The following is a 13,404-nucleotide window of genomic DNA, read 5'->3' as shown; positions in this document are numbered from 1 at the left end:
TAAGTATTTACTTTTTATTCATTATTTATAAACTACTTACAGTCAACTTTTAGGCAAATTTATTAAGGACACCTCTACTAAAACCGCTCACCTTGAATAGTGACAACAATTCGACGGCTTCCACCGTGATTGCGATGCTCACCTATATAAATACCTTGCCAAGTTCCTAATACTAGTTGACCACTGCTCACTGGTACGGAAATTCCAACTCCCAATGTACTAGTTTTAAGATGTGCAGGCATATCATCTGAGCCTTCATAGGTATGTTGATAGTAGGAAGCATCTTCAGGAACAAAATGATTAAAATGAGCTTCAAAATCACTTCTTACTGTTGGATCTGCGTTTTCATTAATCGTTAATGATGCTGAGGTATGAAGAATAAAAAAGTGCGCTAAACCAACCTGAAACTCATCTAATTCTGTTAATTTTTTAACCAGCTCCTCAGTTATAAGATGAAAACCTCTTGGTTTCGGAGTCAACTGTATTGTTTTTTGCAGCCAGCTCATTTGCAATCTCTCTCTTCCTCAATGACACTTTAACTATATACTACTCCCCCCAAAACAAAAAAACTCCCTTTGGGAGTTTTTTCTTATCTGCCCTAGAATGTTATTTAGGCTTTATTAGAAGTAAATTCTGGATATGCCTCCATCCCACATTCAACTAGATCAGTCCCTTCAAACTCTTCTTCTTCAGTTATCCTAATACCTACTATTTGCTTAATGACATACCAAATAATTAAGCTAGTAACAAAGACCCAGCCAAATATCATAATAATACCCAACAGTTGCGGCCAAATGCTTGCCTCAGCATTAGTGAATGGCACAGCTAATAGCCCCCAAATACCACAAATACCATGAACAGAAATGGCACCCACAGGGTCATCAACTTTCAGTTTATCTAATAAAATGATGGAAAAAACAACTAGCCCCCCCCCTACACCACCAATCAATGTCGCAGCAAATGCACTAGGAGTAAGCGGTTCGGCAGTGATCGATACCAACCCAGCCAATGCTCCATTTAAGGCCATGGTTAAATCTGCCTTACCAAATAATAACCTAGCGATAACTAATGCAGCTATTACACCGCCCGCAGCGGCTGCATTGGTGTTCACAAAAATCTGGGCAACGGCATTGGCATTTTCCACATCTGCCAGTTTGAGCTGTGAACCACCATTAAAACCAAACCATCCTAACCATAAAATAAAGGTGCCTAAAGTTGCCAAGGGTAAATTAGCACCTGGTATCGCATTAACTTGCCCTTTGGCTGTATATTTACCTTTTCTTGGACCTAATAATAATACGCCTGCGAATGCCGCTGCGGCACCACACATATGTACGACACCTGATCCAGCAAAGTCTAAAAAGCCTTTTGCTTCAAGAAAGCCACCACCCCATTTCCAATATCCTTGTACTGGATAGATAAAGCCAGTTAACACTGCAGCAAATAATAAAAATGACCAGAGTTTCATCCGTTCTGCTACAGCACCGGAAACAATAGACATAGCGGTTGCTACAAAAACGACCTGAAAGAAAAAGTCTGAACGGGTTGAATAGTAAGGTGCATCTTCTCCACCTTTTAAAACGCTGGAAAGCTCATTTTCTGAGCCTAATAACATGCCAAAGTAAGGAATAATTTCTCCTTCCCCTTGGCCAGGGTACATAATGCTATAACCACACAATAAAAACATAGTGCAAGCGACAGCAAATAAAGCAATATTTTTGGTAAGAATTTCTACGGTATTTTTAGCACGAACCAAGCCTGCCTCTAACATCGCAAACCCAGCCGCCATCCACATAACGAGTGCGCCACACATTAAAAAGTAAAACGTATCTAACGCATAAGACAGTTGCAAAATAGTATTAGACGTATCCTGTAATGTTTCCATTATTGTGCCCCCCACTGGCTCAACTAATTGAAAAACTAACTGGTTGATTAAAGTTAAATTGCTTCTGTACCCGTTTCGCCGGTACGAATACGTATAGCTTGCTCCAGAGGGGTAATAAAAATCTTACCGTCGCCAATTTTGCCCGTATTAGCTGCTTTGCTAATTGCTTCTATGACTGGATCAACCAATTCATCAGAAATAGCAATTTCTATTTTAACTTTGGGTAAAAAGTCGACGACATACTCAGCACCTCGATAAAGCTCTGTATGACCTTTTTGCCGTCCAAACCCTTTCACTTCTGTTACAGTAATCCCCTGTACTCCAATTTCGGAAAGGGATTCTCGCACATCATCTAATTTAAAAGGTTTGATAATGGCTGATACTAATTTCATTAGTAGTCTCCTAACTGGTTAGTCTTGCCTTGGGGGCAGTGACAAGTCTACGTTTTGCAATCAGGGTTAAGCAATTCATTTTGATTGCTATAGCTTAGCTTTTCTCAGCCTTCCTTCCTTGAACATTACGCTGTTTATTTCTGCCTAACAAAAACACTCATTTCCTTTGGTCATTTTCAAACTTGTCACTGCCATATGCTGCCTGCCTTAAAGGCAAAACAAGTGCTATTAGTCACTCACTTTCTAACAGCACTTTTTAGTCCATAGCACTATTTGTGCCATAATCACTAAAACCTGAATATCAGCTAAATAGTGACGGACATGCTAACCATTCAAGCACTTTTTTGTTTCAGCTAATGGCAATACGCACCAAAAGCGATCACTTTTTATTCAACATAAATCAATTCTGGTGCATATGAAGCAGACTATTAAAAATAGAGCTGTGATAAACTACGACAAGCCTTAATTCATACAGCGACATTACTTAACTGAATACAGCCATGATAAATAAAGACTTTATCCAGTCCTTGAGCGAACAAATCGGTCAAACTATAACCAGCAAAGCACAAAGCTTCTTGCAGGGTGACAAGACCCATCTTCAAACGGAGCTTGAAAACCACATTAAACTACTGTTGCAGTCTGCATTTAATCGGCTTGACTTGGTTACCCGCGATGAGTTTGATAATCAAACAGCAGTCTTACAACGCACGCGAGAAAAAGTTGATTTGCTAAGCAAACAGGTTGCTTTGTTAGAACAGGCTCTTTCAGCGACAAACAATATTCAACCCGAGCAAATCACTAAACAAGTTGATAAAGAAGTAAAAGATGAAGCGATGTAAATTGGCAAACTTTATTTTGTAAGGAGCACCTGAGAAATAACTTGAAAAATTTGTGAATTATCCGATTTAACAAGTCACAAACTTTACTGAAACAGTTCGATGGAATATTGAGCAAGTTTTAAACTACTGTGCTTTAAGCAATTATCAGACTAAGTTAGTCAGGGATGCTGTATGTCTCTAGCAGTAGTTTATACACGGGCCCAAGTTGGCATTGATTCACCACTCGTTACTGTAGAAACTCATTTAGCTAATGGTCTACCAGGCTTTTCAATTGTCGGTTTGCCTGAAGCCGCCGTTAAAGAAAGTAAAGATCGGGTAAGAAGCGCATTACAAAATGCCAACTTTGAGTTCCCGACCAAACGAATAACAGTCAACCTGGCTCCAGCAGACTTGCCAAAAGAAGGTGGACGTTACGATTTAGCCATCGCCATTGGCATTCTGGCTGCCTCAGGCCAAATAGCAACAGAACAGCTTGCAAACTATGAGTTTCTTGGTGAATTAGCATTATCCGGAGAGCTTAGAAGCATAAAAGGTGCCCTGACCTCAGCCATTGCTTGTCGAAATGCCAAACGCCAGCTGGTGGTGCCCACAGGCCGTAGTAGTCAAGAAGCCTGTTTAGTTGAGGATTTAACTGTACTTGAGGCAGGCAATATCCTAGCCGTCTGCGGTCATTTCAACCAGTCCAATTCACTTAAGCAGGCTACCAGTAAAACCACACGCCAGACAATATCTGCAACCGAGCCAGATCTTTGTGAAGTAAAAGGTCAAATGCACGCAAAGCGGGCATTGGAGATTTCAGCAGCAGGTGGCCATAACCTGTTATTCTTTGGCCCACCTGGTTCAGGTAAAACCATGTTAGCCAGTCGCCTTCCATCTATCTTGCCCTTGTTAGCGACAGATCAAGCACTAGCAACCCAAGCAGTTTATTCCATTGCAGGCAAACCAGTAAACCTCAAGCAATGGGGCCAACGCCCTTTTCGCGCACCACACCATACAGCTTCTGCTGTAGCCTTGGTAGGCGGAGGCAGCAGCCCAAAACCGGGTGAAATATCTCTAGCCCATAACGGAGTACTGTTTTTGGATGAACTGCCTGAGTTTAGTCGCAAGGTTTTAGAGGTTTTACGAGAGCCACTAGAATCAGGTGAAATTGTTATATCCCGAGCCTCACACCAGATCACCTATCCAGCTCAATTCCAGTTAATTGCTGCAATGAATCCTTGCCCCTGTGGTTATTTGGGAGATAGTCAGCACAACTGCCACTGTACGGCAGAACAAGTACGACGTTATCGCAACAAATTATCGGGACCACTGTTAGATCGTATTGATATGCATGTTGAAGTGTCCGCTATGCCTCAAAGCTTATTGACCCAATCCTTTGATCAGCTTCAAACAGAAACATCTGCTCAAGTGAGAGAACGAGTGTTCAAGGCACAGCAACAGCAATTAACCAGACAGCAGAAAACCAATCAAGGCTTATCAACCACTGAACTAGAAACCCACTGCCAATTAAACAAAACAACTCGACAGTGGTTAAGCCAAGTTATACAAAGATTAAAATTATCTGCCAGAGCTTATCATCGGGTTTTGAAAGTCTCACGAACGATTGCAGACCTTGAAGAAAAAACAGAAATTACCCAAAAACATTTAATGGAAGCCATTAGTTATCGAAAGTTAGACCGAGGGGCTTAAGAAATACTCGAAAAAAACACTCAAGTTATTTCTTGAGTGTTTCTCATTTACAAAGCTTACCTACACAATTCAAGTCGGCTATTTTTTGTAATTAATATTTATTTTTCTATTAAGTATAAACACTTATAAAAGTGCTTCACCCCTTAAAAAGCCTGCTAATCCAATTTTAAAAAGTGATCTATTAGACTAATTTTAATTTAATCACAGATTAATTAATAAATACGACAAAACTCTTTCACAAAACAGTTGTCAATTAATTCTAGAAAGAACAATACCCTGTTATAACATTGATATACTTCGTAGAGTAGTTGGTAACAAACGACAATATTATCTTAAACACTTGTTACAACTGCCTCGAAATATTGTAATTAGCGATTAGTCAATGTGAATGATTCTTAGTAACAACAAATCCTAAAAGTCATTCGCGAAGACTATACATGGAGATAAAACAAATGAACTCAATAAAATTAGAAATAGTAACTGGCCCAGGAAATAAAGAAACATTCTTTATCGGCAGCTATCAGGTTTTACCCCCCAAACGTTTAAAAACCCCTGTAACCATTGCTAATAAAAATACCAAAAAAGTTATTGCTGCTATTGCGAAAGGTGAAGAAAGAGAATTTTTATTAACCGAAGACGAACTAAATGGCTTTACTCCGCAAGAAGAGATAAAAACACCTTCTTATTTAATTCTATTGAGACTGGATAAGCCAACAGCAACAAGCTTTTTCGAATAATATAACAATTTTCAATTTAAAGGTCTGTGTTTTCAGTAAGACAAAAGAATGCTTTTGGCAGGCATAATTTTAAATTTAGACAAAGTAAGGGGGAAATTATAAATACGTTTTATTTAACATAAAGCTACTGATATTTATTATCAGCATTTTATTAAGCAGAATTAATAAGCTCTAATGGCTTGTTCTTCTACTAGACGTTGGCATAGATCTTCTATGCTTAAAGGCTGGCTTAATAAAAAACCTTGCATTTCATCGCAACCAGCCATTTTCAGCCATTCTGACTGGGCACAGGTTTCTACACCTTCGGCAACAACTGTCAAGCCAAGGTTATGGGCTAACTCAATAATAGCCGCCACGATAACTTGATCACCCCGGTTAATGAGCACATTTTTTACAAAACTACGGTCTATTTTTATGGTATTGACAGGCAAGCCTTGAATATGGCTGAATGAAGAAAATCCCGTACCAAAATCATCAAGAGCAAAATTAATCCCCAACTGCTGTAGCGCTTTCATTTTGGCTGCCACTTCAGCTTGCTCTTGTAAGACAGCCGTTTCCGTTAGCTCAAACTCAAGCAAATGTGGCTTCACCTGATGCTTCTTAATAATATGAGAAACTGTAGCCAGTAGTTTGGCATCTTTAAACTGATGGAACGATAAATTAATTGCTACATGGAGATCACCCACCCCCCACTTTTCCAGCAAAGCAATATCACGACAAGCCTGGTCAATAACCCAATAGCCGATTGGCACAATCAAGTTAGTGCGCTCAGCCAAGGGAATAAAGTCAGCAGGCATCAATAGACCACGCTGAGGATGATGCCATCTTAGTAAGCCTTCAACAGATGAAACTCTACCTGTCTGGCTGTCTACTCGCGGCTGGTATAACAACTGCAACTGATTACCACGCAAAGCCTGGCGTAGCTCTGCTTCCATCAGCAAACTATCATGAACATCTGCCTTCAAATCTGGCTCATATACAGCGTAATGGTTACCCAGCCGTTTTTTTGCAGTAGAAAGAGCAATATGTGCATGACTAAGCACTTCATCCACTGAACTACCAGCATCAGGACAACAGGCTAGACCAATACTGCAGCCAATCAACACTTGGTGGCCAGCAACAAAAAATGGTTCAGCCAGTGCTTTCAACGTTTGCTTAGCTTGCAGTATCAACTGAGCTTGGTGAGTTGCATCTGGAATGATCAAGCCAAACTCATCACCATTAATACGGGCGATATAGCTACTGCTATTTCTGTAAACTTGTTTCAGTCGCTCGGCCACTTGCCAAATTAAGCTATCACCGGCTTGATGCCCTAGCGCCTGATTAACTTTGCTAAAGCCATCAAGGTCTACCAACATCAACCCTAACTGGTAGCCTTTAGCTAATACCGACAACTCTTCAGCCAAGGTTTCTTGAAACCAGGTGCGATTAGCAATACCCGTTAGTCGGTCATAGCACGTCAGGCCTTTAATATCTCGCTTAGTTTTGGTTTGCTCTAAGTTGTAACGTAGGGTTCGACGAACAAATTCATCGTCATCAAGACGAGAATAAGGAATGAAGTCCACAGGAGGTATTGTTGTGTTCTGCTTCAGCTGATAGCAGTTAGCATCTTCACATAATAAGACAATTGATTGATAGCTGTCATTCAACTGAGCAACTACTTGTTCATAACTGTCGTAATTTGTCAGAATTAAATCAGGTACAAAGTAACGAATAGATCGTGAAAGTTCATCAACTGACTGACAATGACTCCACTGCCAGCGTGGCTCGTTATATTGCCAACTGGGAAGTAGTGAGACCAGATGACGAAACAGGTCAGGCTGTTCACCTACAAGTAAGATTTTGACTTCACGTCTTCTTAACTGCCTGACCACCCGCCACACACCCCTTCAACTGATAGGTCATTGATAAACCGGCAAGTATTATATGAACATAACGCAAAGTAAATAAAAACCAGCCATTATCCAGAATAGAAATTAAATTTAACAACTAGATCAATTTTTTCAATTGTCCTCTAGTAGGGTTTGCGTAATATGTCTTGACTGAAAAGCTTCTGGTAAACTGCGCAGCTCGGCAAATTTGAGGTTATAAGGTAGTGAGACAATTAAATCCAAGACAAGCGGAGGCAGTACGCTACATTGACTCCCCATTATTGGTATTAGCGGGCGCAGGCAGTGGTAAAACCAGTGTAATTACCACCAAGATTGCGTACCTGGTTGAAACTTGTGGGATTAAAGCTCGCCATATCTATGCTGTTACCTTTACCAATAAAGCTGCCCGAGAAATGAAGGAACGGGTTAGCCAGCTAATTAAAGGTAAAGAAGCGAGGGGGCTTACGGTATCAACATTCCACAACCTGGGGTTAAATATTATTCGTCGAGAACATAAATCACTCGGCTTAAAAGCAGGCTTTTCATTATTTGATGACTTAGACTCTCGTCAGTTAATCACTGAATTAAAAGCACAATACGAGGTGTTAGCTGAAGAAGCGGCTGATTATCTACAACATCATATATCCAATTGGAAGAATGATATGTTGCTACCTAGCGAATGCCTTTCTCATGCAGAAAACCCTAAAGAACAAGCGATTGCCTATTTATACCAAGATTATGACCGCACCCTTAAAGCCTATAATGCCGTTGATTTTGATGATTTAATTTTATTACCCGTACTATTGTTTCAGAAAAACCCTGAAATACTTGAGAAATGGCAAAATAAAGTACGCTATTTATTAGTAGATGAGTACCAGGATACCAACTCTAGTCAATATTTATTAGTTAAATTACTTGTTGGTAGTCGTGCACAGTTTACTGTGGTAGGTGATGACGACCAGTCTATTTATGCTTGGCGCGGTGCTCGCCCTGAAAACCTGGTTAAACTCAAAGAAGATTTTCCTTCATTGCATGTAATTAAACTAGAACAAAACTATCGTTCCACAGCTCGCATATTAACCGCCGCCAATACTTTAATTGCTAATAACCCTCACGTATTTGAAAAAAAATTATGGAGTGAATTAGGTTTAGGGGATGACCTACGGGTTATCCGTTGCAAAAACGAAGAAGTAGAAGCAGAGCGTGTTGCGGTTGAAATTATTACCCATAAAATAAAACTCGATACCCACTATAAAGATTATGCTATTTTATATCGCGGTAATTTTCAATCCAAATTACTAGAATTAAAACTTCAGCATCACCAAATCCCCTACCATATTACTGGCGGCACCTCATTTTTTAGTCGTGCAGAAGTGAAAGACATAATGGCTTATTTACGGCTGATTATTAACCCAGATGATGATAATGCTTTTTTACGAGTTATTAACGTACCTAAACGGGAAATTGGCGCAGCCACTTTGGAAAAATTGGGTACTTATTCCAACCAACGGCATATCAGTCTGTTTGCAGCCAGTCAGGAGTTTGGCCTAAGTCAATTTTTGAATGAAAAAGCTCTTGACAAGCTAAAACGTTTTACATTATGGATTGATCGCATTACTCAAAAATGTCATCAAGAAGATCCTGTAGCAACCATAAAAGAAATGATTTATGACATGGACTACGACAACTGGCTTAGACAAAATAGCAGCAGCGAAAAAATTGCCAGCCGTCGTCTGGAAAATGTTTGGTTCCTAGTAGAATCTCTGGCTAAAACCATCGAAACAGCCGACCCTGATGAACCCATAACAATTAAAGAAGCAATAGCCAAACTAGTACTTAGAGATATGCTGGAGCGCCAGGAAGAAGAAGACGACCAAGATCGTGTGCAATTAATGACTTTACATGCATCCAAAGGATTAGAGTTCCCCCATGTATTTCTAATTGGTATGGAAGAAGACTTATTACCACACCGCACCAGTATAGAAGAAGACAATATTGAAGAAGAGCGGCGCTTAGCTTATGTTGGTATTACCCGCGCCAGAAAATCTTTAACCATGACCCTGGCAGGTAAACGAAAACAATATGGTGAAATAGTAGAAACCAGCCCTAGTCGCTTTCTAGAAGAATTACCTCAAGATGATTTAGTTCGAATAGGCTTTGGCGAAGAAACCACTCAAGAAGAAAAGAAAGTCACTGGTAATGACGCCCTTGGAAGTATCAGAGGATTAATTAACAGATAATTAAAACTATATTAAGTATCTGTAGCTTTAATTATTATACCAAAACCACCTTTAACACCTTTTGTAGTCAAAGGTGGTTTTTATATATAAATCTAGAATTGTTTATGAGTAAGATAACATTTTTATGTATCACTATATTTTTAATCAACCTTTATTGACTCGATAATATCTCCATTAAAAATAACTTTTCTATCTTTCCTGCCACCGACTCCTTTATACGTCCAAACTACTTTCTCCGTATGAAGTACTCTTCTAGAACCATTTTCTTTTTTTTCGATAATTTTTTCACTGTAAGTATGTTTTGACAGAGGTTTGCCACACAGCTTTAAAACTTTCTACTTTGAATAACCTTCTAAAACAAGCTTACTTCCACAACGCATTGCATAACTATCAAATGCAACAACCATTAAAAAAAAGCAAAAAATGTATTTCTTCATGTTTCAGCCCAATAGTCTCATTCACCAAAAACCATTTATAGCTTTCTAAAAAGCGTTTAAGCACACAGCTGTTAAAGTTCACCGAAAGAACTAACTAAGGGTATTTTTGATTAGCGAAGTAGTAATGCTATTTATCCAAACAAATTCTGGTACGAGTCTCAACTATATTTACAATACTTACAAAAAATGGTAAGTATATTTCACTTGACATGACCAAACTTGCTACTAGTTTAGGTTACCCTCAAAGAATATAAATGCATAATTTTATTCTGATCTAATTGTTTGAGAAAAACGAATGCTTATTGATGTTGCTGTTTTGAATGCATTTACGCATCAAAATACAGGTGGAAATCCAGCAGGTGTATTACTAGGTGCACAGCACCTTACAACGACCCAAATGCAACAGATTGCAACACAGGTGGGACTATCTGAAACAGTGTTTATTCTCCCATCAGTACAAAGTGACTTTAAAATGCGCTTCTTTACACCAACTGATGAAGTCGATTACTGTGGCCATGCAACACTGGCTGCATTTTCATTAATGCACCAAAGACAAATCATTCAACCCGGCTTCTTCCAACAAGAAGTTAATCATCAGCTCCTCAGTGTTATCGTTGAAACAGATGGTCGAGTACTTATGACCCAGCAGTTACCACAATTTTTAACTCAATTTCAGCCAAATGATATTGCACCACTACTTAACCTGCAAGCTGAGTTGCTTGCTGAAACAAGACTGCCTATCCAAGCAGTTTCCACAGGGCTTGTTGATATCTTTGTGCCTATTCCCGAAGGTCATCTTGACCATATTGAACAGGATGAGGTTGCAGCTACAAAGTTCTCAGCAAAAAATAATGTTGTCGGGCTACACTTATTTGAGCTTTCAAAAGAGCTAACTCCTTTTTCGGCACGCTGCCGTAATTTTGCACCTAGAGTTGGCATTTCTGAAGAGTCTGCGACAGGAAGTGCTTCTGGCGCCTTAGCCTGTTATTTATCAACTTATGTAGACCAATCGCAAACCAGCTTTTTATTTGAGCAAGGTAAATCAATGCAGTGTTGTTCCAGTATAAGTGCAACAATACACAAATCAGGGGCAGATATTACTCAGGTCCAGGTAGGAGGTTATGCAAATCAACCAAGACTGGTAAAGGTGCGTATCTGATAAACAACACCTGTCTAATAATACCCTTAAAGGATTAACTACCTAGCTTGTTAATCCACTCATTCATAACTACATGGGTTTTTATTTTTGTAATACCTTCTATGTCATTTAAAGTTTCATATATTTGCAGAATTCTTTGCATATTTTCTGCTCGAACATAAATAATTAAGTCTGTATCACCACTCACGCCATAACAGAGCTTCACTTCTGGTACGCGTGAGATTACAGGTATCACCACTTCATCACACTTAACACTTAAGTGCTGGATCTCAATCAGAGCTGCCACATGGTCTTTCTCTGATTCACGCAGCAAAACTTGATACCCTTTTATTGTACCGTTTTGTTCCAGCTTTTTGATTCTTTCTGACACTGCAGAACGCGACAGGTTTACTTGCTCTGCTATGGCTGCAACTGGTTGACGGGCATTCTTGCTGAGGGCTTCAATAATCAGTTGATCAAATTTATCCACACCGTAGACACCTAATGCTTTTTTCATCATTGTAATGTCTCTCAAAGCCCTAAACCACTCTAACCTTACAGTACAAACAGCAATTCGAAGGCAAATTGAGCATTTCACCAACGAAATGCCGGAAAAACAAAATAATTGTCGTTCATTTCAAACATTTTGATGCAGCAGAAAGCATTAGAATCTCAAGAAACTAAATAACGTTAGTAATGAGTTTCCCCATGAACCAACTGCATAAAACCATAACACTAGCTCAAGGTGTCGGCTTATTAGTGACCACCATGATGGGGACAGGCGTATTTGTTTTGCCTCAACTTACTGTCCAAGATGCAGGCTTTGCAGCTTTACTAGCTTGGTTACTATTGATTTTAGCCATGCTACCCGTGACCTGGGTCTTTGCAGAATTAGGTAAGCGCTTTCCCCATGCTGGAGGGCCATCGCATATTGTCTCTAAAGCATTTGGTGAAACCCAGGGCAAAATTATTGGCTTACTTTTTCTGTTATTAGTACCAGTCGGAGCACCCGCAGCTATTGAAATTACTATGCAGTTTGCTCAGGCACTGGTTCCACTAAATAACATCCAAATGCTGATTGTAGAATTGGTATTTATTGCTGGACTGCTGATCCTAAACTGGCGAGGCGTCCAAGCCTCTGGTCGTATTCAAACTGGATTGACATTAACTATGGTTGTTGTTGTATTGGCTGTGTCACTGAGTCAGTTTTCTAACCAAACAGTTATGCCTATACCAGCATTCGATTATAGCCAATGGCCACTGCTGGCATCTGCAGCAGGTTTAGCTTTCTGGAGCTTTATGGGCATCGAAACGATGAGCCATCTGTCAGCAGAATTTAAAAACCCCGAGAGAGATTTTGGTCGTGCCTTATTAATTGGTGTAGCAGTAGTAGGCCTTATTTATTTAATTTGTACTTGGACAATTTTACAAGCGACTCCTGGCTTCAACACTTTAGCAATGGTTGATGTATTTGATCAACAGTTTGGTCAAGGCGGTCGCTGGGTAATAGGAGTATTGGGAATATTCAGTGGTGCTGCAACAGTTAACGTCTATTTAGCCAGCACTGCCAGGTTAGCATTCAGCTTATCAGAGCAGGGAGCATTACCAAATTATTTAAGCCGACTCAATCAACATGGTGTGCCATCAAATGGGCTCATCACTACCTGTGCCTTAACTGCTTTGGTTCTCGTTATCGCTCAAATGATAAAAATTCCTTTTGAGTCACTGGTTCGCTGGACTAATGGAGTATTTGTACTGATTTATATTTTCACAATGGTCTCTGCTTATAAGCTACTATCAGGCACATTCAAAATTGTAGCATTTTTTGGTGCAACAGTATGTTTACTATTGGGAATATCCCTTGGCGCTAGCATGAGCTATGCCCTATTTTTATGGGTTTCTCTTGTCTTATTTTATACTATAATTCGAATGACCATACGCCGAGCAAAATCAACAGCTTATTAATTAGAATTACACCTCTCTTGTTGTCATCCTCTGATAAGGATTACCTGATGATGGCAACAAGAACCATTTTATCTTTACCCCTACCTTACCCTTTCATTTTCTTGCACTTTAGTCTACTTATTGTCTAATACATAATAAATAGTGACTGATTTTGCTAACCCAAGTGGTAATTAAGTATTTACTCTAATAAAGAAGAGAGCTTATATCATGG

Annotated in this window: 11 protein-coding genes; 6 read left to right on the top strand and 5 right to left on the bottom strand. The window is 39.5% G+C overall.

What is annotated here, in order from left to right; all coding sequences use genetic code 11:
- Nucleotides 1-77: 77 nt before the first annotated feature.
- From G4Y78_RS02650 to glnK, 3 genes are all read right to left on the bottom strand, one after another.
- Nucleotides 78-506 (bottom strand): secondary thiamine-phosphate synthase enzyme YjbQ, encoded by a 429-nt coding sequence (locus tag G4Y78_RS02650; RefSeq protein ID WP_163831400.1) that lies wholly within the window; start codon nt 504-506, stop codon nt 78-80.
- Nucleotides 507-610: 104 nt separating this feature from the next.
- Nucleotides 611-1,885, bottom strand: coding sequence for an ammonium transporter (locus tag G4Y78_RS02645; protein WP_163831397.1), 1,275 nt, complete (start codon nt 1,883-1,885; stop codon nt 611-613).
- Between the two features lie 53 nt (nt 1,886-1,938).
- A complete protein-coding gene (glnK, locus tag G4Y78_RS02640) occupies nt 1,939-2,277 on the bottom strand; it encodes a P-II family nitrogen regulator (protein WP_163831394.1) in 339 nt (112 codons plus the stop codon).
- Between the two features lie 500 nt (nt 2,278-2,777).
- Here glnK and G4Y78_RS02635 point away from each other — a divergent pair, with 500 nt between their 5' ends.
- The 3 genes from G4Y78_RS02635 to G4Y78_RS02625 all read left to right on the top strand — a co-directional run bounded on the left by G4Y78_RS02635 (nt 2,778) and on the right by G4Y78_RS02625 (nt 5,542).
- Nucleotides 2,778-3,116 (top strand): accessory factor UbiK family protein, encoded by a 339-nt coding sequence (locus G4Y78_RS02635; protein WP_163831392.1) that lies wholly within the window; start codon nt 2,778-2,780, stop codon nt 3,114-3,116.
- 171 nt (nt 3,117-3,287) lie between these two features.
- Nucleotides 3,288-4,805 (top strand): YifB family Mg chelatase-like AAA ATPase, encoded by a 1,518-nt coding sequence (locus G4Y78_RS02630; RefSeq protein ID WP_163831390.1) that lies wholly within the window; start codon nt 3,288-3,290, stop codon nt 4,803-4,805.
- Between the two features lie 452 nt (nt 4,806-5,257).
- Nucleotides 5,258-5,542 carry a hypothetical protein gene (locus G4Y78_RS02625; protein ID WP_163831388.1) on the top strand — a complete coding sequence of 95 codons (285 nt, stop codon included), beginning with the start codon at nt 5,258-5,260 and terminating at the stop codon, nt 5,540-5,542.
- A 161-nt stretch (nt 5,543-5,703) separates the two neighbouring features.
- Here G4Y78_RS02625 and G4Y78_RS02620 read toward each other — a convergent pair whose 3' ends face one another.
- Nucleotides 5,704-7,416, bottom strand: coding sequence for a putative bifunctional diguanylate cyclase/phosphodiesterase (locus G4Y78_RS02620; RefSeq protein WP_163831385.1), 1,713 nt, complete (start codon nt 7,414-7,416; stop codon nt 5,704-5,706).
- Between the two features lie 221 nt (nt 7,417-7,637).
- Between G4Y78_RS02620 and rep the strand changes: the two genes are divergently transcribed.
- On the top strand, nt 7,638-9,653 hold the full coding sequence (rep, locus tag G4Y78_RS02615; protein ID WP_163831382.1) for a DNA helicase Rep: 2,016 nt from the start codon (nt 7,638-7,640) through the stop codon (nt 9,651-9,653).
- A 732-nt stretch (nt 9,654-10,385) separates the two neighbouring features.
- Nucleotides 10,386-11,249, top strand: coding sequence for a PhzF family phenazine biosynthesis protein (locus G4Y78_RS02610; protein WP_163831380.1), 864 nt, complete (start codon nt 10,386-10,388; stop codon nt 11,247-11,249).
- A 34-nt stretch (nt 11,250-11,283) separates the two neighbouring features.
- Here the strand turns inward: G4Y78_RS02610 and G4Y78_RS02605 are convergent, their stop codons facing one another.
- Nucleotides 11,284-11,748, bottom strand: coding sequence for an Lrp/AsnC family transcriptional regulator (locus tag G4Y78_RS02605; RefSeq protein WP_230425682.1), 465 nt, complete (start codon nt 11,746-11,748; stop codon nt 11,284-11,286).
- A gap of 188 nt (nt 11,749-11,936) precedes the next feature.
- Between G4Y78_RS02605 and yjeH the strand changes: the two genes are divergently transcribed.
- Nucleotides 11,937-13,193 (top strand): L-methionine/branched-chain amino acid transporter, encoded by a 1,257-nt coding sequence (gene yjeH / locus G4Y78_RS02600; protein ID WP_163831377.1) that lies wholly within the window; start codon nt 11,937-11,939, stop codon nt 13,191-13,193.
- Nucleotides 13,194-13,404: the final 211 nt, after the last annotated feature.

Origin of the sequence: Spartinivicinus ruber (assembly GCF_011009015.1) — a bacterium.
Lineage (GTDB): Bacteria > Pseudomonadota > Gammaproteobacteria > Pseudomonadales > Zooshikellaceae > Spartinivicinus > Spartinivicinus ruber.
The sequence above is the reverse complement of the archived record's forward strand: the minus strand, read 5'-3'. Positions and strand labels throughout refer to the sequence as shown.